At 44.7% G+C, this 24375-nt stretch carries 21 protein-coding genes; 3 read left to right on the plus strand and 18 right to left on the minus strand.

All coding sequences use genetic code 11. The annotated features are described in order from the left end of the window. Positions 1-24: 24 nt before the first annotated feature. From hutI to hutU, 5 genes are all read right to left on the minus strand, one after another. Positions 25-1380: an imidazolonepropionase gene (hutI, locus tag FHS24_RS01495; RefSeq protein ID WP_183618123.1), complete on the minus strand. Its 1356-nt coding sequence runs from the start codon at positions 1378-1380 to the stop codon at positions 25-27. Between the two features lie 24 nt (positions 1381-1404). Beyond that, on the minus strand, positions 1405-2475 hold the full coding sequence (gene hutG / locus FHS24_RS01500; protein WP_406947785.1) for a formimidoylglutamase: 1071 nt from the start codon (positions 2473-2475) through the stop codon (positions 1405-1407). Positions 2476-2522: 47 nt separating this feature from the next. Next, entirely contained in the window at positions 2523-4085 is a 1563-nt protein-coding gene (gene hutH / locus FHS24_RS01505) for a histidine ammonia-lyase (RefSeq protein WP_183618126.1), read from the minus strand. A 90-nt stretch (positions 4086-4175) separates the two neighbouring features. Then, entirely contained in the window at positions 4176-5567 is a 1392-nt protein-coding gene (locus FHS24_RS01510) for a YjiH family protein (protein ID WP_183618128.1), read from the minus strand. 88 nt (positions 5568-5655) lie between these two features. Next, entirely contained in the window at positions 5656-7389 is a 1734-nt protein-coding gene (hutU, locus tag FHS24_RS01515; RefSeq protein ID WP_183618130.1) for a urocanate hydratase, read from the minus strand. Between the two features lie 268 nt (positions 7390-7657). Here hutU and FHS24_RS01520 point away from each other — a divergent pair, with 268 nt between their 5' ends. Next, positions 7658-8434, plus strand: coding sequence for a UTRA domain-containing protein (locus FHS24_RS01520; RefSeq protein ID WP_227671772.1), 777 nt, complete (start codon positions 7658-7660; stop codon positions 8432-8434). A 17-nt stretch (positions 8435-8451) separates the two neighbouring features. Here FHS24_RS01520 and FHS24_RS01525 read toward each other — a convergent pair whose 3' ends face one another. The 5 genes from FHS24_RS01525 to FHS24_RS01545 all read right to left on the minus strand — a co-directional run bounded on the left by FHS24_RS01525 (position 8452) and on the right by FHS24_RS01545 (position 13811). Then, positions 8452-9153 carry a DUF1003 domain-containing protein gene (locus FHS24_RS01525; protein WP_183618133.1) on the minus strand — a complete coding sequence of 234 codons (702 nt, stop codon included), beginning with the start codon at positions 9151-9153 and terminating at the stop codon, positions 8452-8454. A gap of 139 nt (positions 9154-9292) precedes the next feature. Then, positions 9293-9964, minus strand: a complete 672-nt coding sequence (locus FHS24_RS01530; RefSeq protein WP_183618135.1) for a c-type cytochrome — start codon at positions 9962-9964, stop codon at positions 9293-9295. 72 nt (positions 9965-10036) lie between these two features. Further along, the gene (locus tag FHS24_RS01535) at positions 10037-11668 is read right to left on the minus strand and encodes a flavin monoamine oxidase family protein (RefSeq protein WP_183618137.1); all 1632 of its coding nucleotides are present in this window, start codon (positions 11666-11668) and stop codon (positions 10037-10039) included. 73 nt (positions 11669-11741) lie between these two features. Then, positions 11742-13127 (minus strand): cytochrome c, encoded by a 1386-nt coding sequence (locus FHS24_RS01540; RefSeq protein WP_183618139.1) that lies wholly within the window; start codon positions 13125-13127, stop codon positions 11742-11744. Between the two features lie 84 nt (positions 13128-13211). Beyond that, entirely contained in the window at positions 13212-13811 is a 600-nt protein-coding gene (locus FHS24_RS01545) for a YceI family protein (protein WP_183618141.1), read from the minus strand. 515 nt (positions 13812-14326) lie between these two features. On the opposite strand from FHS24_RS01545, the gene FHS24_RS01550 reads away from it, so the two are divergent. Continuing rightward, the gene (locus tag FHS24_RS01550) at positions 14327-15691 is read left to right on the plus strand and encodes an MBL fold metallo-hydrolase (protein ID WP_183618143.1); all 1365 of its coding nucleotides are present in this window, start codon (positions 14327-14329) and stop codon (positions 15689-15691) included. A gap of 161 nt (positions 15692-15852) precedes the next feature. On the opposite strand, the gene FHS24_RS01555 is transcribed toward FHS24_RS01550, so the two are convergent. Together FHS24_RS01555 and FHS24_RS01560 are read right to left on the minus strand one after the other, a co-directional pair. Beyond that, a complete protein-coding gene (locus FHS24_RS01555; RefSeq protein ID WP_183618145.1) occupies positions 15853-16389 on the minus strand; it encodes a peroxiredoxin-like family protein in 537 nt (178 codons plus the stop codon). A gap of 47 nt (positions 16390-16436) precedes the next feature. Next, positions 16437-17135, minus strand: a complete 699-nt coding sequence (locus FHS24_RS01560; protein WP_183618147.1) for a haloacid dehalogenase type II — start codon at positions 17133-17135, stop codon at positions 16437-16439. A 55-nt stretch (positions 17136-17190) separates the two neighbouring features. Here FHS24_RS01560 and FHS24_RS01565 point away from each other — a divergent pair, with 55 nt between their 5' ends. Then, a complete protein-coding gene (locus tag FHS24_RS01565) occupies positions 17191-17952 on the plus strand; it encodes a TetR/AcrR family transcriptional regulator (RefSeq protein ID WP_233449070.1) in 762 nt (253 codons plus the stop codon). A 205-nt stretch (positions 17953-18157) separates the two neighbouring features. Here FHS24_RS01565 and FHS24_RS01570 read toward each other — a convergent pair whose 3' ends face one another. The 6 genes from FHS24_RS01570 to FHS24_RS01595 all read right to left on the minus strand — a co-directional run bounded on the left by FHS24_RS01570 (position 18158) and on the right by FHS24_RS01595 (position 24233). Next, positions 18158-18811, minus strand: coding sequence for a DsbA family oxidoreductase (locus tag FHS24_RS01570; RefSeq protein WP_183618149.1), 654 nt, complete (start codon positions 18809-18811; stop codon positions 18158-18160). A gap of 48 nt (positions 18812-18859) precedes the next feature. Beyond that, positions 18860-19678, minus strand: a complete 819-nt coding sequence (locus FHS24_RS01575; RefSeq protein ID WP_183618151.1) for a sterol desaturase family protein — start codon at positions 19676-19678, stop codon at positions 18860-18862. Between the two features lie 48 nt (positions 19679-19726). Then, positions 19727-20368: a CDP-alcohol phosphatidyltransferase family protein gene (locus tag FHS24_RS01580; RefSeq protein ID WP_183618153.1), complete on the minus strand. Its 642-nt coding sequence runs from the start codon at positions 20366-20368 to the stop codon at positions 19727-19729. A gap of 50 nt (positions 20369-20418) precedes the next feature. Continuing rightward, positions 20419-21051 (minus strand): ATP-binding cassette domain-containing protein, encoded by a 633-nt coding sequence (locus FHS24_RS01585; RefSeq protein ID WP_183618155.1) that lies wholly within the window; start codon positions 21049-21051, stop codon positions 20419-20421. A 117-nt stretch (positions 21052-21168) separates the two neighbouring features. Then, positions 21169-22929, minus strand: coding sequence for an ABC transporter permease (locus FHS24_RS01590; protein WP_183618157.1), 1761 nt, complete (start codon positions 22927-22929; stop codon positions 21169-21171). Continuing rightward, complete coding sequence (locus FHS24_RS01595) at positions 22926-24233, minus strand: ABC transporter substrate-binding protein (protein WP_183618159.1); 1308 nt, start codon at positions 24231-24233, stop codon at positions 22926-22928. The genes FHS24_RS01590 and FHS24_RS01595 overlap by 4 nt, the downstream gene beginning before the upstream one ends. Positions 24234-24375 lie beyond the last annotated feature (142 nt).

Consider the following 24375-nt stretch of genomic DNA (forward strand, 5'->3'; position numbering starts at 1 on the left):
TTATGCGTTCAGTTATTACTTTGCTTATGTATTCCATTGCCCTTGAAGCATAATACCTGCAATAGGATTTAGCCCCATTTGATAAGCAAGGTCAGCAGGGCGGGCTATATCCCATAACGCTAAATCAGCATCGTAACCCACTTCTATTTTGCCTTTCTTGGCTAGACCTAACGCTTGTGCCGCATGAACGGTTGCGCCTGCCAATACTTCTTCAGGGGTTAAATAAAATAGTGTGCAGCCCATATTCATCGCTAATAATAGCGACGTTAACGGTGAGGTGCCGGGGTTGCAATCTGTTGAAACGGCAATCGGAACTTGGTGTTGACGCAATGCTTCAATCGGTGGCAACTTGGTATCACGTAGGGTATAAAACGCGCCCGGCAACAGCACAGCAACCGTATTACTTGCTGCCATTTTTTTGATATCGTCTTCTACTAAATGTTCAAGATGGTCGCTTGATAATCCTTGATAATCAGCAACTAAGGCGCTAGCGCCTATATTTGATAGTTGTTCAGAATGCAGTTTCACCGGTAAGTTTAATGAGCGTGCGACTTCAAAGACGCGCTTAATCTGCTCAGCAGTAAAGGCAATGTTTTCACAGAAGCCATCGACCGCATCGACTAAGCCCTCGCTATGCAAGATTGGTAACCACTGGCAAACTTGCTCAATATAATCATCCGAGCGGTCCTGCATGTGGGACTTGTACTCAGGTGGCAGGGCATGGGCGGCTAAATAAGTGGTGCTAACATGAATGCTGTGTTTGTCACCGAGCGCACGGGCAACTTTTAGCATTTTACGTTCAGTGTCTAAATCCAGTCCATAGCCAGATTTGATTTCAATACTGGTCACGCCTTCTTTGATGAGCGCGAGCAGACGTTTTTCACTTTGCGCAAACAATTCTTCCTCATTCGCTGCGCGGGTAGAGCTAACGGTTGAGACAATGCCACCACCTTGCGCCGCGATATCTTGATAACTGGCACCTTGCAATCGTGCTTCGAACTCATTGCTGCGGTTACCGCCATAAACGATATGAGTATGACAATCGATGAGTCCAGGCGTGACCCAGTTGCTATCAACGTCTTTGATTTGATCGATTTTATAATGGGTAAGGTGCGGCTTTATTTGTTCATGCGTGCCAACCCATGCAATTTTGCCATCTTTGATACCGATAGCGGCGTTTTCTAATTGACCGTAAGGGGTGCTTTGATTTTCATTACTGTTTTGATCATTGCTTTGATTGGCGCTTTGGTTGGCGCTATAAATATCAAACCCGTATTGCGCTGAAAAGGTGGCGAGATTGGCATTGATAATGATGTGGTCAAACGATGTCAGGGTATCCATAGCATTGTTGTCGCGTATCTGTGCGCTAGAGTTGTTCATAATCTGCTCCTGCTTATTTTGAAGCTAGTGCGTTTCGGTGATAAGTAAGTGCTGCTCGATAATAGTTGCTAGTAAGCGAGCGGCGACTTTACAGCTGCGTCCATCAACATCAAAAGTCGGGTTAATCTCGGCAATATCAGCTACTTTTACCTTGCCAGAGGACAAGATAAGTTTGACTGCACGCTCAACGAACGCCAAGCTAATACCATAAGCCGCTGGCGCACTGACACCAGGTACGACGCTAGATGGCAAGCAATCCATATCAATCGTTAAATATATAATATCAACGTCATCGATGAAACTTGCTATTTGAGCAGCAATTTTTTTCCATTTCTTATTGGTACACTCTTCATCACTGATGATATGCACGCCCAATTGCTCAGCACGGTCAAAGAGCGCGGCAGTGTTGGAAAACCGACTGACGCCAATACAGCAATAGTTAAATGGCTGACCTTGTTCACCAAGGTGCTCGGCAATCTGGCGAAATGGCGTGCCAGACGTTGCGACATCAGACTGACGAATATCAAGATGCGCATCAAAATTGATAATGCCGATACGCGGCAGCGCGTCTGTATCATTGGTAGTATCTGTCTGCTGTAGCGCCTGCCATAATCCTAAAAAGCTGCCATAAGCGATGGCATGACCACCACCAAGCCCGATAGGTAGACCGCCTTGCTGGATAATATGGCTAACTTTGTCAGCATATTTTAGTTGAGCTTCCTCAAGGGCACGCTCGGCGAAACCATCATTATCATGACAATGAATATCACCGGCATCACCTAATAAAGCTGGCAATTGACCATCAAAGCGTTGTTGTAACTCAGCGATGACTGGTAGCGCGGCAAATACCTGACGAATCAATGGTGGGGCTGCTCTTGCACCCACGCGTCCTTGATTACGTCTGACACCTTGATCACAAGCGAAACCGATTAGCCCAATGTGCTGGCTTGTTTTATCAAAGGTATAAGGCTGAGCTAGTTGATACCAGTAGCAAGCGCGAGCTGTCTCAAACGGCTCTGCACGCCCTGCCCACCGACTCATATCAGCTGCGGTGTGGCTAACGGTTGTGCCAGTCCCAGTCATTGACATGCTCATTGCCGACCTCCTTTAATACATAGAGCGTTTATTTAGAGTGATGCTTTTTACTTAGACTCATACCAATCGCCACGCAGTGACTGCCAATATTCAGTAAGTGTGCCATCTAATACCAGCTGTTTGGCTGCTTCGATATCAGGGGCTAGGTAGCGGTCTTTATCATAAAAAGTAACTTGCTCGCGTAGTTTCTGATGCGCTGTCTGTAACGGCTCTGAGGTCTCTAATTCGCGATGGAAGTCGATACCTTGACCCGCAGCCAATAGCTCAATACCGATAATGGTAGCGGTGTTTTGTGCCATCTCATATAGTCGGCGTGCGCAATAGGTTGCCATCGACACATGGTCTTCTTGGTTAGCAGAAGTTGGAATGCTGTCGACACTACCGGGATGGGCGATAGATTTATTTTCTGAGGCGAGCGCCGCTGCGGTCACATGAGCAATCATAAAGCCTGAATTCACCCCAGCATTATCTACCAAGAATGGCGGCAAACCGCCTGATAGAGTCGCATCGATTAGCAAAGCGATACGTCGCTCAGACATAGAGCCAATCTCGGCAATGGCTAAGGCCAAAATATCGGCAGCAAAAGCCACTGGCTCAGCATGGAAGTTGCCACCTGAGATGGCAACTGGACCGTCTTCATTGTTAAAGATAAGCGGATTATCGGTCACTGCATTCGATTCAATTAATAAGGTTTTGCCTGCTTGATTAATAATATCAAGGCAAGCACCCATGACTTGTGGCTGACAACGCAAGCAATAAGGGTCTTGTACTCTATCGTCTTGCTCACCATCATGGGAGGCGCGAATAGCACTGCCTTTAATTAGCTGACGATGCGCTTTAGCGATTTCGATTTGACCATGATGACCACGTACTTCGTGGATACGCGCATCAAATGGCGCATCCGAGCCTTTGGCCGCATCAATAGACATGGAGCCGACGATGGTTGCGGTCTCCAGTAAATCTCGCGCTAAAAAATAACCCCGTAAAGCCAATGCTGTTGAGACCTGCGTGCCATTGATAAGGGCAAGACCTTCTTTGGCCGCTAGGGTAATGGGCTCAAGACCATGCTGCTCCAATGCATCAGCGGCGGGTACTTTTTTGCCGCCAACATAAACATGACCTTCGCCCATCATCGCCAGTGTCATATGCGATAAAGGTGCGAGGTCTCCTGAAGCACCCACTGAGCCTTTGGCAGGGATATTTGGGGTTATTTGATTGTTAATTAAGCCCAGTAAGCTATCGACCACGGCGCGGCGTACGCCAGAAACACCTTGTGCCAAACTAGTCACCTTCATCACCATAATCAGTCGAACCACGTTGGCTGGTAACGCTTCACCAGTACCAACTGAGTGAGACACGATAAGGTTACGCTGTAGCAGTTCTAATTGGTCATCACTGATACGGGTTTTTGCCAATAGACCAAAACCGGTATTGATACCATAAGCGCTTTTATCACGGCGAATAATCGTTTGTACATCTTCATGTGAGGCATCTATCGCCTCATAGGCGCTATCAGGCAGGGTCAATATAACAGGCTGCTCATAGATATCGCGTAGTATCTCAAAGCTAAGTTGACGCGGCTGTAGCGTTAATTGTTTGATAGCAGTCATGGTGGTAATCCTAGTGTTAAATGTTATTAGCTGTATTTATTATATGGTGGGGTATTGATGTTGTGCTTATATTGTTAGGGGCAATTTATCTTAACTTATCCAGCCCAGATATATCGCTAAATGTCCAAAAGGCGCGGCGATTAGAATGCTAAGCACCACTCGCTCAAACCAAATGATGACCATCTTAGGCACTGATAACGGAATTTCAGTTGCCAATACACAAGGAATCATCGCTGAAAAGAATAGCACGCTACTAATAGAGACGACTCCTGCCACATAGCGGGTCAAGACCTCAGCTTCCGTTAGCAGGAGTGCAGGCAAGAACATCTCAGCCAGTCCCGCTGACATACCTTTTGCAGCCTCTAATGGCTCAGGCATACCGGTTATCCAAGTGAATGGATACAAGAGCAAACCTAAGGCATCAAACACTGGCGTATATTTGGCCAGTAATAAACCAGTCAACCCTACCGCGATAATAGAAGGCACAATCGCAGCTGCCATCGTCAGACCATCTCGAAAGTTTGACCACATAATTTGTTTGAGGTCAGTCGCACGGCGTGAAGTGGCTAGTCCTAAATGGTAAGCTGCTGCTAAGCGATTGCCTTGTTGGTTGTCCAAGTCTAGACGCTCAACGCTATCATCAAAACCTCGAATAGGAGGAATACGTGCAGTAATGGCAGTGACAATAAAGGTAATAATCAGTGTTGACCAAAAGAACAGATTCCAAAACTCCATTAGACCAAGGGTTTTGGCAACGATGACCATAAACGCTGCCGACACTGTAGAAAATCCAGTAGCAATAATGATGGCTTCACGGACAGAATATTGATTTTGCAGAAAGACCCGATTGGTAATGAGCAGCCCAATAGAGTAGCTACCAACAAAGGACGCAACCGCATCAATCGCCGATGAGCCAGGCGTTTTCCAAATCGGCTTCATAATAGGCTGCATGAGTACCCCAAACATCTCCAGCAAGCCAAAACCGAGCAAAAAAGCTAGGATTAATGCGCCAATAGGGACAATCATGCCTACCGGTAATGCCAGTTTTTCAAATAGAAATGGCAACATGTCCTTTTCCATGATGATAGCGGGTGCCATATCGCTGACATACATCACTGCTAAAGCCAGACCGATAATCTTGAAGGCGGTTAATATCATATTGGTGATGTTTTTACGCCATGAACCATCATAAATGGGTCTGCCGACGCCATAAATCATCAGTAGAAATAGTAAGAATACAGCAAGGGAGTGCTGCTGAGTGACCAGATAAGTTGCCCCGTGGTCAAATAAAATGGTGCTTTTTTCACCTATAGTAAAGGGCACAAAGAACATCACCAGACCAATAGTACTAAATACGATTAGCTGCATCAGCGCTACAGGTTGGGACAGCAGCTTTTCAGGCGGTAGGCTAGCAGGTGCTGGACTGTCTAGAGGCGTTCTAGGTACGGAGCTGCCAGGGGGTAAAATATCACGTTCAGACATATTATCGTCCTTGATAAAGTGTTGATGATGTCCTTATATTACTTAAGAATATGAGATATCACTTAAGCATATAAGGACATGGGGTAAGCTATTTAATCATAGGTAGATTTAAGCCATAGTCTTTCGCTGTTTTGATTGCTAGCTCATAGCCTGCATCCGCATGACGCATCACACCTGAGCCGCAATCATTAACCAGTACGCGTGCCAAGCGCTTGGCTGCGGCATCAGTACCGTCAGCGACGATGACCATACCTGAGTGCTGCGAGTAACCCATGCCAACGCCGCCGCCATGATGCAATGATACCCAAGTTGCGCCGCCTGCCACGTTGAGCATGCCGTTTAATAGCGCCCAGTCAGAGACAGCGTCTGAGCCATCTTTCATGCTTTCTGTTTCGCGATTTGGGCTGGCAACAGAGCCAGTATCTAAATGGTCACGGCCAATAACGATAGGGCCTTTTAGCTCACCATTTTTAACCATCTCATTAAAGGCTAAGCCTGCCTTATCACGTTCACCAAGACCTAACCAGCAGATACGCGCTGGCAAGCCTTGAAATTGAATGCGTTCTTTTGCCATATCAAGCCAGCGATGAATGTGCTGGTTTTCAGGGAATAGCTCTTTGATTTTTTGATCGGTTTTGTAGATGTCTTCTGGATCACCTGATAATGCGACCCAGCGGAAGGGGCCTTTACCTTGGCAAAACAGCGGACGAATATAGGCAGGGACAAAACCTGGGAAATTAAAGGCATTTTTTACGCCTTCATCAAATGCCACCTGACGGATGTTATTACCATAATCGGTCGTTGGGATATCCATCTCTTGTAAATCTAGCATTGCCTGTACGTGTACCGCACAAGACTGAGCGGCAGCTTTGGTTAGATCAGCGTGTTGCTCTGGATTTTCTTGAGCGGCTTTCCACTCTTCAACTGTCCAGCCACTTGGCAGGTAGCCATTGATTAAATCATGAGCTGAGGTTTGGTCAGTGACCAAATCAGGTTTAATTTCACCTGCATTGGCGCGCTTGACCATTTCAGGCAAGATATCAGCGGCGTTACCAAGTAGGGCGATAGAAACGGCTTCACCAGCTGCGGTATGTTGCTTGATGAGCTCATAAGCATGGTCAAGATTATCGGCTTGTTTATCGACGTAGCCCGTACGCAAACGGAAATCAATACTAGACTGCTGACACTCGATGTTTAAAGAGGTTGCTCCAGCAAAGGTCGCGGCTAATGGCTGTGCGCCGCCCATACCGCCAAGACCAGCAGTCAAAATCCAACGTCCTGCCCAGCTGCCGTCATAGTGCTGGCGACCGGCTTCAACAAAGGTTTCATAAGTCCCTTGAACGATGCCTTGGGTGCCGATATAAATCCAGCTACCGGCGGTCATTTGGCCATACATAAATAAGTCTTTACGATCCAGCTCGTTGAAATGCTCCCACGTCGCCCAGCGCGGTACAAGGTTGGAGTTGGCAATCAATACACGCGGCGCATTTTCATGAGTTTGAAAGACGCCAACAGGCTTGCCAGATTGCACCAATAAGGTTTCATCGTCTTCTAATTCCTTCAATGATGCTAGGATCTGATCATAGCTTTCCCAATTACGGGCTGCACGGCCGATGCCGCCATAGACGACCAAGCTTTTTGGGTTTTCAGCCACATCAGGGTGCAGGTTATTTTGCAGCATGCGATAAGGGGCTTCGGTCAGCCAACTCTTGCAGTGTAGCGTACTGCCAGTCGGCGCCGCGATATTGCGACTCTCGTCACGGCGGGTAAATTCATTATTGTTGCTTGTGGCGTTTTTGCTCAATCCATTATCGGTAGTCATGCTCAAATCCTTGTGATTGTTTATACAGTTTGCTAGTTGCCGTTTGTTAGCAGCATTATTTGGTGGTATTATTAATTTGTATATACAAATTATCAAAGATAATTTTTTCATGCAAGCATTTTTTTATTAGCAGCTAAATTATTTATAAGTCTGCTTTATTCGATAGTCTACTTTCATAGTGATTATGATAATTGTCATGATATTATGTCAGCACTTGCACAATTGCAGTCGGTGGTTAAAGATAAGCATGACAAAGGTGAAGTGTGATATGACAAAAACAGTTCCAGCCTATCAGCGGATTAAAAACGCAATCTTAGATAATATTCATTCTGGAAAATGGCAGGCAGGCGCAGCTATCTCCACCGAAATGGCGCTGGCAGAAGAGTTTGGGGTATCTCGAATGACAGTAAACCGCGCCTTAAAAGAACTAAGCGAGGAGCGAGTATTGGAGCGCCGCCAAGGGTCGGGTACGTTTGTTGCGCAGCAGCAGTTTAATCATACTTTTGTAGAAGTGCGTAATATCGCTCAAGACTTAAAGTCTGCCAATCGCGATTATCAGGCGCAAGTTGTCAGTAAGCGTGGCATTACTGCTGCTATGCTCAATGATGAGCTGCGGCGTAAATTTGGTCTTGAGAAGGTGGTTAAATCGTCTGAGTTAAAAGACGTTGCTGATATTAAAGCTATTGAGAATATTGATAATGAAGCAGCAATTTTATATGAAGTAAAAATCATCCACTTTGCGGATGGCCAGCCGATACAGTTTGAAGAGCGCTGGGTCGATGCGACAAAAGTACCAGAATTTATTGAGCAAGATTTTAGTGTGGTCAATACCAGTGATTATCTCATTGCTAAGAGTCCGCTTGAGCGTGGTAGCTATACTATCCGAGCTTTAGCAGCACCTAATGAGATTGCTGATGCACTACAGATTGCCCCTCAGTCACCGACATTAGTATTGTGTCGTCAGACTTATTCGGCTGGTCAAGTATTGACCTTTGTGAAGATGTGGCATGCAGGCGATCGTTATCAGTTTTCTGGTGAGTTATAGTTTTTATTGAGGTTGTCCTATTGCTTTTTGCTCATTTCAGATAATAAGTCGAGTTGTATTTCTTGTATCTCAGCGAGCCTATCCCATTGATGCATTAACAGATGATCCAATTTTTCATGCAAGTGTTGGATTTCAAGCTCAGCTTTTAAGTTAATTTGATAGTCATTTTCTGAACGTAACCGGTCTTTGGTCTCTTGCCTATTTTGGCTCATCATAATCACAGGTGCTTGAATGGCAGCGATACAGGATAATATTAAATTCAATAGAATAAACGGGTAGGGATCAGCAGGACGGGCGACCATTACCACAGTATTGACGATGATCCAAATGGCTAAAAAAATAGCAAAACAGATAAGAAATGACCAACTACCACCAAAGGTTGCAATTTTATCTGCCAATCGTTCACTGAAAGTCCATTTTTGCTCTAGAGTTTTATCAATATTTTTGGTGATGAGTTCATGCTGTTGCATGCTTTTAATCAATTCAGATTCAAGAACGGTCACCTCGCCTTTTTCAGACGTTAGCGATGAGTGCACATACTTCATTCGATACTTGCTTAAGTCATTTTGGCAAATATAGTCTGTAGGTAAACATTTGGGTAAGTCATACAAAATCTCTTCTGTAATTGCTTGTCGTATGGTGCCTATAGGGGTAAGGGTTTTTATAGGATAATTTTGTCCACAGACAATACAGTGATAAACGCCACTTTTTTTATTCATCGCTATATTCCTTTATAGTCATTACCGGCTTATTTCCCAGAGCTATCTTAAAATAAAGAGCCAAGTCATTAACACGATTCTATTTTATGATTGTCTAATTCAAGCAAAGGGTTTCTGGAAAGTATCCTTCACAATAAAACTATTCACTAGGGTCTGCACCCGGCGGGAAGTCATGACGCAGCTGCGCGACATTGGCAGCAGTCACTTTATCTGTAAAACCATTTAAATCACTATGCACATATTGAGTGACCGCTGCGATTTGCTCATCATTCATCATGCTATGAAAGGCGGGCATACCGCGCAAGCCATTGATGACCAGGCTAATAATATAGTACTTAGACTCCATCTTGCTGTTATTCGCGAGTGACGGATAATAACCCGCTCCTTGTGCGCCTTCGCCTTTAGACATATGACAGCCTGCGCAAGAGTCGTCATAAAGTTTTTTGCCATCATTACTAAAAAACCCCGTTTTACCTTGTGCGCTGCCTTCAAATTTGGTCAGCCACTTTTGTAAATTCGCATCATTACTCATCGTTAGTATTGAGTTGACATCGACGATATTCATAGGAGGGCGTGTCAGCGCTGTTTTTGACATATAAACCGCGCCCCAAGCGCCATTATTACGGCTGGCTTGATTGTCAAAATTGTCATCAAAGACCATCTGCGTTGCTTGCAGGCTAGCAATGGTGGGAGCGTTGGTTTTAGTATGTTGACTACAGCCTGATATAAAAGCCGTGCCACTTATTATTAATATAACCGGCAAGTGAGATGACTTATATAAGTTTAAATGCTTTGATTTTACTTGTATCATACCTGCTTACCTTAATTTTATACTGATTAAATACTGTCTGCTAACCAATGATTTTAAAAGTCATCTACTAAACTAGCCTAGTTTTTTGGCTTTTTGATGTAAGCGTTTAGCGGCATCTAGACCCGATAATATTGCGCCTTCTTGCCAAGCAGGAATGTGCGAGCAGTGTTCGCCTGCTAATACAATTCGGTGGTCAATGGCACATAACGTATCGTAATATTGCTCGCGGCTTGACTCACTCCAAAGCCCATAGCAGCCAAGTGACCAAGGGATACGATGCCAAGCAACTGAGGTACCCGAGCGAAACTCTTTGGTATATTGCGGATGAATGCGTTTACCGTATTCTAATGCGGCATGAATGCGCTCTTTTGGCGTTAAGGAGTTAAACTTATAAGACGCTTCGCCAAAGCCATAAGCGCCAAGTAACACGCCCGACCCTGAGGTAAATAAATCTTGTGAAGGATAAGAGATTTGGGTAATCGGTAGATCAGTATAAGTGATGCCGCCATAAATCCATTCGTCCTCCTCCCAAAAGCGCCGTTTAAACTCAAGCCCGACTTTAAAGGAGCTATCGTAAGGGACAGCCGCCATCGCTTGTTTCATTGGCTCTGAGACATTGATATCGATTTGGGTCAATACCGACAGCGGAATATTACAAATGCACCAATCGGCGCGAATGCTTTTAGCGCTCCTCTCTATATTATTCCCTTCTGACTTATCGCTGTTAGAGTTGCTGCTATCGACATAATCAACGGTAACGCCGGTTTCATCTTGATGGATCTTGGTAACTTTGGCATTAAACGTAATCATATCTCGGCACTCGCGGGTGAAAGCATCGCCGATTTTCCCCATACCGCCAACAGGCTGGAACATCGCAGGTTGATGCACGTAAACGGTGTAGTTGGCGTAGAGATCCGCCCACATGCCTGAATTTAACAGTTTATTCAACGGTATCGGTGTTGAAGGCTTGGCAGTAGGCATAAGCCCGCCACCTGGATAAACACTATAACCGCGATGTTTGCTGGTCTCATGACTTTTGACATAACGATAGTTAGTATCGAGGACACCCCAGCCTTTTAACCCTTCTAATAGCTTTTCTTTGTCTTCTTGAGTCACGGTATCATCCAAGCTGCCTTTATTAACGGCTTTGGATAATAGTTCAGAGACATAGCCGCGAATATCACTTTGCACTTCACCTAAGCGCTGCGGTGCGCCATTAAAGTGATTGGTACGATGCAAATAAGCACGATCATTGGTTTGAATAAACGGCTGCAAGGCGACATTAAACTTTTTGCAATAATGAAAGACCGCATAATGATGGACCGGCAATCGCCACGGACCGCCATTGAAGTAATTGCCCTTTTTAAAGTCGCAAGTGACCTCTTCGCCGCCCAGTTCCGTATATTTATCGCCGCTGTTTAGCGTCCAGCTGCGTCCGCCACCGCGATTTTGGTATTCAAGTACCGTTACTTTATAACCTGCTTTACGTAACTCGTAAGCTGCCGTAAGCCCGCCCAATCCTGCGCCAAGGATAACGATGCTAGCGCCAGCAGGCGCGCCTTTCAGCTCTATCTCTTGTTTAAAGCTTGACTCGGAGGCGAAACCTAGTGCAGTCATCGCTTGATACATAGCGGTCGCGCCAGCGGTTTTACCTATCATGGCGAGCAGTTGTCGCCGTGTCGGGGAGGACAGCAAGTCTTTCATTTAATCATCCTTATCGGGCTTATCATAAGTAGTAACGCAATGAGAAAGTCGGGAGGTTTGGGTTTCTATAGGTTTAGCTTTTCTCTTTGATCACACGTTTAACCTCTGCAGCAGTGACTTCGCTACTAGGCAAACCGCCGAAATTGACGCGTACGTAATTGGCAATACTGGCTATCTGTGCATGGCTTAAGTCTTTCTTAAAACCGGGCATTTTGGGCGCCGTGTTAAAAGCGCCTTTTGCGCCAAAAGCAATCACGCCGATAAGCGCGTCAGGCTTAGCACGGCGAATGCTACTTAAGCCAACGATGGATGCATAACGGGCATCAGGCTGCGCATAACCGTCAACGCCATGACAACTAGCGCAGTGAATGAGATATAAGGATTTTGGCGAATGGCTATTTTCCCCATCATTATTAGCAGCAGCTGTCTTGGCTTTTTCTTGTGCTAGATGGTCTTTTTGCTCAAGTAAGTTGTAAGTAATCGATTGGCTGATAGGATTTGGCAGCTTTGCAACATTGACGGCTATCAAATAATCATCAGTCTTAATGGCGGGTACGACTTTTAGATAATTGGCCATTGCGCTCAAATCTGCATCTGTAAGATAACGCGTACTATGAGCAACAGCTTCCGCCATAGGCCCACCTGCATAAGCCCGTTTATCGAGCTTACCCGTCCGCAAGTAAGTAACGATATCGCGCTCGCTCCAGCGCCCAATACCTGTCTCATTATCAGGGGTGATATTAGGCGCGAACCATTTACCGAGTGGCGCACCAGAGAGATGGCGAGCATTATCAAGACCTTGAGTGATATTGCGCGGCGTATGGCAAGTACCGCAGTGCTCTAGATTGTTGACCAAATACTCGCCGCGCTGCTGTACTGGCGTCAGATCATCACGATTCTGAGTAGCGGGTACATTGATAAGATTCCATACCAGCATTAAGCTGCGAATATTTAAAGGAAAAGGTAGGTGAGTTGTTTTTTCAGGTGATTTATCGATGATAGACACTGTTTGCAAATAAGCAAATAAAGCACTGATATCATCATCTGTCATACCATGGTAAGACGGATAGGGCATAGCGGGATACAGCTGATGGCTTAGGGCACGACCTTTACGTAGCACTTTCTTAAGGTCAGCTTCGGTATAGTTGCCAATACCATAAATCTGAGACGGCGTGATATTGGTCGAATAAATATTGCCGATAGGCGTCTCGATGGCCACGCCGCCGCTGTAGTCCTCGCGGTGGCAAGCCATACAGTCGGCAGTTCGTGCCACATAAGCACCGCGATTGGCTAAATCGCTGTTACTAGGGCTGACATTGGGTAGGCTGATTTTAGCCGAAAGGTTGGTTATAGGAAGATTGACATCTTTAGCCATAGCAGCGCTCGAATTAGGGCTGTAGGTCGCGCTAAACATCAAGCTAAATGCTAATGCTGACATCGTGATAGGAAGTGGCTTCATAATATCCTTATAAACCTAAGCAAATAATGCCTATCAATCATCCTTGATTGCCCTTACTAAAATAAAACTATTTGCCCATAATAGCTACTGTTTCATCGCTTCAACATGAACGTTTAAATCAAGATTTTTGGTTAGACCAAACCATGAGTGTTTATTTATATTCCACTTGGTTCGGTCTATCGTAGTGGAAAACACCCCAGTACAAACCTCGTTCTTAGCAGTAGCATTTAGATAACAATTGAATTCATTAGCGGTTAGACTGATAGGATGGGTTACACCATGTAAGGTTAAATTGCCATCTACACGCGTCACCTTACTTTTATTAAAGTACCAGTTGGTTGATTGAAAGTGAGCAGAGGGAAAGCGCTGTATATCGAAAAAATCGACTCCTTTTAAATTTTTGTTAAAACCCTTACTGCCAGTATCCAAAGAGTTAATAGGTATTATCAATGAGATATCACCTGCTTTTAAAATTGGATCATATTGCAATTGTCCTTTGACCTGATAGAAGCCGCCTGTCATAGAAAGGCTCTTAAAACGTTCAATAGCAAAGCTTACGTTTGTGTTATTCGGGTTGATGATATAACTGGCAGCATAACTACCTCCTATGGTATTTACCATGGTTAATAATATTAAGAGCAGCGGTAAGTATCGGCTTTGTTTATTCTCTAACAGATTACTCATCGCCAGCTTCCTTTTTATAGTCTTTAGCCATAAGTACTTATCCATAAATGACGAGCGTAATCGATGGTTTTAGCCAGTCTGGTGTAGAAGACGGTTATGAGTTAGCACTTCAATAAAAGTATAAGCTTGATGTTATGAAGAAAGCGTTAAGATAATTTAATGAGAATGGTATAAGAATAGGGGGAATTTTTGAAGAAGCCATTTTCGATAGAAGTGTCTTTGTAGAAAATACCGTGAAAATTCTAACTTGCCGCAAGTCATTAGTCTTGGATTTATATGCGAACGAGCAATTACGAAAGAGAAATTATGAAAGACGAATTGTTAATATGTGTTGTTGTATATTGATATGTCATAATTATTCGTGCTAGTTTTAAAAGCAGTTAATCATTTATCAAATTTAAGGTTTTTCAATAAAAACGGCTTTATTTTGAACTGACTGTATAAGAGGATTTGGTTGCACAAAAAAAATGCAATCTGCTTCTTAAGATTGGTCTATCTCAAATAAGGAGACAGCTATGCTCCTCGAAAAAATTAAAACACCTGGTCTTGCTCATCTGTCTTATTTAGTGGGATCAGGCGGGCAAGCGGCGGTGATAGATCCACGTCGTGATTGCGCGATTTATGTGGAGAAAGCTCGCGCAGCAGGTCTTGAAATTACCCATATATTTGAAACCCATCGCAATGAAGATTTGGTTTCTGGTGCGCTCATTTTAGCAGACATGACAGGGGCGACCGTATTGCATGGGCCCAATACTGAACAGCCCATAGTCTATGCTCAAACAGTACGTGATGGTGATTGCTTTGCCATTGGTCAGCTTAAAATCCAAGTGCTAGAAACGCCCGGTCATACCGATGATCACCTTGCCTACGCGCTATTCGATACTGCTTATCCAGACAAGGCGGTGGGTGTTTTTACAGGTGATGCTTTATTTGTGGGAGATGTTGGTCGAACTGACTTTTATCCTGAACGGCGCGAGGAAGTCGCGGGTCTGCTGTATGATTCACTACAAAAAATACTGGCGTTAGGGGATCAGGCGATTATATACCCAGCTCATGGTGCTGGATCTGTGTGCGGCTCTGGCATGGCAGAACGCGAGTTTTCTACCGTCGGCCATGAGAGAGTGAATAACCCACGTTTACAGATGACGGATCGTGATGCCTTTATTCGATTTAAAGTCAGTGAAAACCATTACCAGCCGCCGTATTTTAGGCTGATGGAGCGGCTCAACATGGAAGGTGGTGAGGCGCCACCGCCAGTGATGCGCCCGCGTCATCTGTCGCTAAAGCAACTTCAAACCTGCACTGCTGATCATCTGATCGATATTCGCGAGCCAATGGCGTATACTTCTGGTCATTTTCCGCGGTCAATGAGTTTGCCTGTCGGCATGATATCTGCTTTTGCTGGCTGGTTCATCGGTGAAGGGGAAAGCATGGTCCTGATAGCCTCAGATGAGGAACAGCTTGCCACAGCAATGGCGCACTTGGTAAGAATCGCCTTTGATAATATTATTGGTGGTTATGTTGGTGTAGTACCAGCAGCGGCTCAAGGTCAGGAGATGCAACAAACCCCTATGATTGACACCGCTGAGGTTGAAGCACGTTTGATAAATAATAAAGGCAAAGAGGACAGCAACTGGACACTGCTTGACGTTCGAGACGCTGACGAGCGCGCCACTACAGCGATTGAAGGCTCACAGCATATCTATGTCGGTCAACTTAATGAGCGCTGGCGCGAACTTGATAAAAATCATCACTATACTTTGATGTGTGGCAGTGGCGCGCGGGCGACAGTAGCAGCAGGATGGCTGGCAAGCCGAGGGTTTGATAATATTGATATTTATCTCGGCTCTATGGGGGCATGGAAAGCAGGGCATGATTGATATCATGCTTGCTTTTGCAAAGCCGCACAATTGATATTAAGTTTCTACTTATGCGTTGCTTTCAATACTCAATACTCAATATGCTATTCTACTGGGCAGTATCAAGGTGGCAACAGTTGCATAGTGAATCAGTAGTATTTGCTAAGTTTGTACGCCTACCATTATTCATGTGTGCCACGAATAGGATAATCGTTTTCTCGAATAAAAGACAAGCCGTTTGCAAGGGCTTCAAGCTCAGGTCTGACAAACGGAGCGTTCGAGATATCTATGATTTGAATTACCCCTTTAGCATTAATCACGAACACCCCAGGCTCGGCAAAGGGATGATCGGTTTCCTTCTCTGAGCGTGGGTCAGAGATGTACAGACCTAGCATCTGCATCTGCTCAATCATCAAACCATAAGCTATCGGAAAGCTGATAGTTAGTTTTTCCAAATGCTCCTCTAACTGCTGTTTGCTATCTCCGGATATGGCAATGATATCGACACCATTATCAAAAAATGCGCCTTTTATCATCTCTAACTGATTGAGGTACTTGGTACAAATGGGACAATGCTTACCGCGGTAAACCACTACCAATTTCCAATCGTGACCATTTTCAGGCTTGCCTAATGATTTTATCTCACCATCTAGCATTTGTACCTGTATGTCAGGAAATGGAGTGCCGGCGCGAAGTTTTTGGCTATCATCTGATTGCATGGTGCTATCCTTTGATGTTTTATATTAATGGGCTTGGCATAAGTCTTTTACGAAGTTTGACTTTGAGCAATGATTTGTTCAGCAAGGCTAATAAGGTCTGAGGCTATAAAGTCCGGTGTTGGGATGTTGGTTGCGGGCAGTAAGGCATTATAAGATCGAGTGACAAAGGCTGCCTGACAGCCCGCCGCTTGCGCGCCAATCGTATCCCAAAGATGACAGGCAACGAGGCAGAGGTCTGCCATCTCTACAGATAATACATTTGCCACCATCTGATAAGTTTCAGGTGCAGGCTTGAATTTTTCTACTGTCTCAACGCTAAAAGAGTGCTCAAAAAACTCACTCAATCCTGCCAGTTCAAGTGGCGTAGGCGACGCGCTACTGGCTGAATTGGTCAAGGTTACCAGTCTAAACCCTGCATCACGTAGTTTGGTTAAGGCTGGTGCAGCATCAGGATGCGTTGGCATCTCATTCATACGCTGCTTAAATTCATTAATATCGCTATCTGTCAGCGTAACGCTATGTATATCGGCTGTCATCTGTAATGCACCAACGTCAAGCTCGCCAAAAGGAGTGTAGAGATTCGACAATGTCATGGTTTGCGAATAAAGCACCAATTGGGCAAACCATTCCCTTAATATTCTATCGTCACCAAATAGTCGAGCAAATAAAGGCGCGAGGCTATCGATATCGAGCAGCGTCTCATTAACATCGAATACGATGACTGAGTGTGATGGACTAGAGGGCATAAAGGCTCCTATATATCGTGATAGATGCTGTCCGCAGCTTTATAGTTAGGGGTGTATGGTTCTGACTGCGGGTAAGATTGCAGAATTGGTTCAATTTACTTTAACTGGACTTGAGCAATCATTCAAGATAAAATTGGCTAATTACTCAAACGATACAGCCATGCTGACTTCATATAGAGGTCATGGCTTTGAGAAGTTGGAAGATATTATGTCACGTACCACACTATACAATCGTCACGAAGCCTTGGAGCGTGCTATACAGCTGTTCTGGCAAAAGGGCTTTCATGCCACTTCCTTAAAAGATATCGAACAAGCTCTTGATATGCGGCCGGGAAGTATCTATGCAGCGTTTGGTAATAAGGATGGGCTGTTTCAAGAAGCACTCGATCATTATGCTAACGCTTCGCTGACTGAGCTTGAACGCATACTAGCCAGCCACGAGTCACCTTTATTAGGATTGGCGGCTTATATGCGTCAGCTTGGCGGTATCTGTGATCAAGAGATACCGAGTCGAGCTTGTATGTTGGTCAAAAGCTTACTCGAGCTTGGTGCTCGTGAGCAATCAGCGTTAGATAAAGTGGAAAAACTACTGGCTGGCATGGAAACACGTTTTACGAAGTGTTTCGTGGAGGCAAAGCGCCTAGGCGAGCTTGATAATGATCTTGATGCGACTAGGCTGGGGCGACGCTTGCAGGCTGAAGTGATGGGCTTGCGTGCCTTTGCTCAGCGGGATGTCGATACTGCAGCGGTGCAAGCATTGGCTGAAGATATGGCAACCTCTATAGAAAACATGCGTAATGGCGCGTTTGTTAAATAGACTGCTAACTGGTTTAGGCAAGAGTGATTTTTAAGATGATTAAAAGCTAAGTTGAGAACCAAGCAATATGCAATAAGGTCAATTATCGGTATGAATAAATGAAGAAAGGGCTGCTCAAATCTTAAATTTTGAGTAGCCTTTTTTTATACCTAGATTTTAATAACTGATTTTGTCAAATCAATTTTGAAATAATCAAAAATGCTTTTTACTCTGGTAGTTCTGCCAAGTGCCGCAAGATACTTTTGAAGTTTTCGACCCCTTGTGCACCGCTAATCAAGTGTTTTTGATTAAAGATAATGGAAGGCACACTTTCGATACCTTGCTGACGCCAGTGCTGCTGAGCCTGACGTACTTCCTCAGCAAAGCGTTGATCTTCTAATATCGCAAGTGCTTCGCTACGGTCTAAGCCAATCTTTGCTGCAATATCTGCTAGCACGTCTCTTCTAGAGAGGTTTTTCGCATGGGTAAAGTGAGCCATAAATAACGCTTGCTTCAACTCATGCATACGCCCTTGCTGATCTGCCCAGTGCAGCAATTGATGCATATCAAAGGTATTATAGGTGCGAGTCTCTTCGGTAAAGTTAAACTCAAATCCCACCTCTGCGCCAGCCTCAGTGATTCGGGCACGACTGGCATCAGACTCCTCTCTACTAGAGCCATACTTTTTGGCGATATGCTCACGCCAATTTCTCCCTTCGCTTGGCGTATCAGGATTCAACTCAAACGGATGCCAATGAATCTGATGTTCAGTATTTGTTTGCTTCAATGCTTCAGCCAACTGTCCATAGCCAACGGCGCACCAAGGGCAAACCACATCCGATACGATATCTATTCTAAGCGGAGTTTTTGAGTTGGTCATAATGTATTCCTTCCTTATTATTGTGCAGATTCTTTTATTCAATCAATGCTAATCTTTGAATGACTTATTTATAAAGGCTTTATTTTTAAATGGCATCACGAGCAACCCCCATAGCGAGGCGTTCTGTTTGGGTGACGGATATTCTTTTAGCCCAATATCTAGCTCGTTATCAGACTTCTTCGCTTCACCCTTATAACTACCAAAAATCCAATCCCACCAAATCACGCTAAAACCATAGTTTGAGTTGGTCTCGATGACGCTTTGGCTGTGGTGAATACGGTGCAAAATCTGCGTCATTAATATCAGACGAACAGGTTTTTCAATGGCAGGTGGCAGGCGGATATTGGCGTGGTTAAACATTGCTAAGCCATTTAGCGCAATCTCAAAAATTAGTACTGTGATGGCAGGAACGCCCAACAAGCTGACGGCAACGAGCTTCACTAGAATGCTTAAAACGATTTCAATCGGATGAAACCTCAGCCCCGTGCTGGCATCAACATGCGCATCGGCGTGATGGACTTTATGCAGACGCCATAGAATAGGCACACGATGAAATAATCGGTGCTGCCAGTAAATAATAATGTCGAGCAATATTAAGCTTAATATGATGACGACGATGCTTGGCAAATTTATAATATTGAATAGTCCAATGCCATGCTGCTGATTATAGAGCGCCACAGCCGTTAGACCGACAGGCACGGCTAGACGAGCAATAACGGATGACGCAAACACCAAGCCAAAGTTAGCTAACCAGCGTTTACGGCTTTTGATGGGTGCTTTACGTGCAGGCATGCGCCATTCAATCAGCATCATAATCACTAAAATGCTCAAAAAGAACCCAAGTCGCCACCATACTTCGTTAGTCATTGTTTACCTCTTGAATGTTTAAACCAGCAGGATATTGTGACCATTTTTTTATTTTGAACCGACTATGGCATCAGCTTCTAACTGTTTAAGGGTATGATAACCACCATGGATACGGGTGAAAATCGTAATCGCGCAGGCCGTGGCAAAGATGCTAGCGAGTAACACAAAGTGTTCTGGCCAAATGCAAAAGGCAACAAACAGCGCAATAGTCTCAGTGCCTTCCGTCAAACCATTTAAATAGTAAAAGCTTTTATATTTAAACTGTGGTTTATCCAGTTTAAACTTTTCGGCAGCAATCGCAAACGCTAAAAAGCTTGAGCCTGTGCCAATAAATGCAGCGAGTAATAAAGCACCAGCAATGGCGTTCTGCTCAGGATTTGCCAAGATAAATCCCAGCGGAACTGCTGCATAAAAGAGAAAATCAAGCGTAATATCTAAGTAGCCGCCTGCACTTGAGCTTTGCTTTGCATGACGAGCTAGCGCACCATCAAGACCATCAAAAATGCGATTCAATGCAATGGCTGCCAGTGCGCCATACCAAAGCTCAAATGCAAGTAATGGTAAGGCTAACATGCCGATTAAAAAGCCCGTCACCGTGAGTTGATCAGCTGTAATACCGCGTTTATGCAATACAACGACCACAGGGGCTAGTATCGGCTTGATCATGGGCGTGAGAAATTTGTCTAGCATGCGCTTGCCTTTTGTATTTCGCTTTGATGTTTAACGTTATAATTCTAAAACTACAGGTGTAAATGAATAACTTTACCGTTTGCAGCCTCAGCATCGCTATTATCGTGCGTGACCATGATAGCGGGGAGTTTATGAGTGCGAATTTGCTCAAATACCAATTGCCGCGTATCTACTCGAAGTTGGGTATCTAACTTGCTAAAAGGCTCATCGAGTAGTATCGCTTTTGGCTCGCTGAGCAAGGTGCGCAGGAGCGCTACTCGTGCTTGTTGTCCACCCGATAAATTATCAGGATGGCGACTTCCCATGCCTGCTAATCCCACTTGTGCCAGCGCCTGTTCTATTTTTTCACTACGTTGCTTTCTATCACTTTTAGGCATCGCAAACGCAATATTACCCGCGACCGATAAATGTGAGAACAGTAGGGCATCTTGATACAGTACTCCAATATGGCGCAGGTGCGTCGGCAGATGGCTTACATTTTTATTATTTAACCAAACCTCACCAGTAGCGGTGAAACCGTTTGGTAGGGTACCTGTTAGCCAGTTCAATAAGCTCGATTTACCACTGCCAGATGGCCCCATGACAGTCAGTATTTCACCACCAGCAATATGCTCATCTAGGCTGAGTAGTAGCGTACCTTGTCGATATAACTGTAAGTTTTTTATCTGTAAAGATGATTGCATCAAGGACCCTTTATGTACGTTTTTAACAACTGATATTTTCACAGCTACCTGACTCTTAACTAAATATGGACGAACGTAGGCTGTTTCTTTAAAGTGGAGCGCTTATAGATATTATTTCTAACGAGTGCTACTTTTAAAGAAATACTTCGGCAATACCCATGCCAATATAAAGCCAATTAACGGTAACACCATTTGGATGATGGCATACACCGCACTGGTGCGCCTACTGGCACCATTTGCAAGAGTCACCGCTTCGGTGGTGATGGTGGCGATTCGTCCGCCGCCTGCCAATAACGTCGGCAAATATTGACCAAAGCTAATGGCTAAACCAAGGGCAATGGCAATTAACAGTGGCGCAAACAGTTGTGGTAATTTGACTTGCAAAAATACTTTAGCAGGGGTTGCGCCAAGACTGGCAGCGACATGAGCAAAACGAGGGTCTAGACGCCGATAGCTACTGGCAAGTGATAAAAACACATAGGGCAGCACAAAGAGCAGATGCGTAAACGCCACATTCAAAAATGCCGCGTGGTTATTCACCAACTGCTGTAGCCAAACTAAACCAAATAAAAAAGCAATACTGGGCACTAATAGCGGCAAATAGATAATTAAACTGGTAAAAGTTGAGAGTGGTTTTTTACTTAATTGTTCAGCTTCCAAACATAATAAAGTCAGCACGATGGCGAATAGGGTACTCACGATACCGATCGTAATGGTATTAAATAATGGCGTACTCATTTGCGTAAAGGCGCTTTGAAAATGTAATAACACCAACTGCTCTGGCAATACAGCTGGGAAACGCCAAAAACCAGCTACTGACCACATGACCAGACCAACGAGCGCCAGCAAGATAAAGCCAATCACCACAGTGGTCAACGCTACGGTGATTTTTTGCCATAGTGAATCTGCATAGTTGCGTTTGCCATTGAGCAACATGCCATTAAAGCAAGTTTTTATCGCTCTCTCAGCACCAAGCCACAAGGCGATTAAGCCACCCGTCAACGCCAGCTGTAATAACGCGCCCGCCGAGGCTTTTATACGTAAGTTTAAATCCACATCGTTAAACCACTGCATGATAGTGACTGCCAGTGTAGGTGGCGTGTTTGGACCCAATATCAATGGCATTTCTACGCTGGCACTGGCATAGGCAAGCACGGCTAAGATAGGCAAACGTAAAAAAGGATAGAGGATTGGGAGTACGGCTTTAAAAAAGGCAGTGAAGGGATAATAGTCGAGATTTAGCGCAACTTTATACTGCTGGCGTAACTTTTTACCAAGCTCTGGTTGTGCCAAAGCGCCTAGTGCCATGAGTAATAAAAACGGCAGCTCCTTCAACGTCAAACCTAAAATGATACTGATACCGTAGGGATCATGTGGAAACATACCGCCTGGCGCCAAATCCCAGCCACTAAGCCACGGTGAAATAAGGCGTGAAAACATACCAGAAGGCGCAATTAAAAAACCAACCGCAATGGCTGCCGCTGCATGAGGAATGACCAAGATTGGGCTCAGCAGACGCTCAATACGCGTTAGCCAAACACTATTAAAAAATGCCGCCAATATCATTAAGGTCATGACAAAAGCGAACAGCGTACTTATCAATCCAATAGCGATGCTTAACGCTACCATTTGGGTAAGACCGGGCGTCTGCCAAAGATCTTTAAAGCCTTGTAGACTAACGGTCGTTTTCTCAAGTGCGGGCACCCAGCTAAAGGCAGGTAACAGCACGCTGAGCAAACCACCGAGTACGGGTAATATTAGCAGTAGCAGCAAAAATTTCAGACTTAAAGATACAATGCGCGTAAATAGGTCTGTTTGATAGGGCGTTGTCGTTCCAGTGTTTGTATCAGCCGTTTTATTATTAGAACCTTCACTCATGGGCTGACCCCATAACGCGCCTGCCAGCCTTGCATAATGGCATCAACCCAGCTCGGATGTGGTTCATTCACGGTACGTTTTATAGCGTCAACAGGTAGTGCGCTCGGATGTGGCTTGTTAGTCTTGAATAGAGCTCGTTGTTCAGGATTGAGCGTCGATTGGACGAGTACAGTTTTATCCCCCCACACAGAGGAGGTTTGCTTTTTAGCCTGTGCTTCTGGGCTCATCAAAAAGTTTGCGACTAGCTGTGCAGCTTGTGGATGACTGGCATTATAAGGAATGGCCACAAAATGGGTATTACTCAAACTGCCATCGCTCATCGCATAGCTACGAATGCTCTCGGGTAAATCATAACGCTGCACTGCCGCAGGCACTTCTGGCGCGGAAAAGCTAAAAGCTAAGCTAAGCTCGGTATCATCAACCAAGCGCCGCATGTGCGCGCCCGTTTGCACAAATTGCTCACCCTTACGCCATAGGGTAGGATGCAAGTCATCTAAAAATTTCCATAAAGGAGCTAGTACCATCTCTGTATTTTGCTCAGTGGCAGGCAGGTTGAGCTGTGCTTTGATATTTTTTCCTGTTGTAGCATCCTGCTTTTCGTGCAGCATAACCAAGGCATATTTTAAGAAGCTCATGCCCAAAAAGTCAGGTGGTTTTGGGTAGCTAAAACGTCCCGGGTTTTGCGCTGTCCAATTGATGAGCTCATTCAAGGTGGTTGGTGGCTTATTCGTCGATAAACTGTCGTAATAAAAAGTCAGCGAGGCTTGACCCCATGGTGCTTCCATACCATTAGTTGGTACGCCAAAATCAAAGTTAACGGCAGGATTGTTGTCTGGATCGGTAAGCGCAAAGTTAGGCAGCTTGTTCGCCCATTGTTTCAGTAATAATGAGTTCTCGCTCATGGTGGCAAAGTTAGCGCCATTTATCCAGACGAGATCAACGCTGCCTTCCTCATTATTGTTGGCGGATTTTTCTGCGAGTACACGACTAACGGCTTCACTGGTGTCGCTCAATTTGACATGAACCAAGTTGATATTATATTTATCATCGACTTGCTTGGCTGCCCACTGTAGATAGGCGTTGATTTGCGGATCACCACCCCAGGCATAAAAGTAAACGTCTTGATTGCTACCTTGCGCCTCTATTTGCTGCCAAGATGATAAATTTTGATTAAAGTTACCGGTAGTGGGTGATGCAGTGCTTGCTGATATACCAATACAAACGCTAAACACCATAGCATAGGCGCTATATCGCGTGAGATATTTTAGTGTTGGCAAATCTGGTAGAGATTTAATAACGTACATTTAAGTTTCCGTTATGGTGATATAGTCAGTTGAAAATAAAACTGTTATATAAATTTAAACGCGCTACTGGTATAAATTTTACTAGCGTGCTGCGTTCCCAGAGGCTGCGCAAAACTAATCCCAGTAGCGCTATGTTCTTTTT

Origin of the sequence: Psychrobacter luti, from assembly GCF_014192115.1 — a bacterium.
GTDB lineage: Bacteria > Pseudomonadota > Gammaproteobacteria > Pseudomonadales > Moraxellaceae > Psychrobacter > Psychrobacter luti.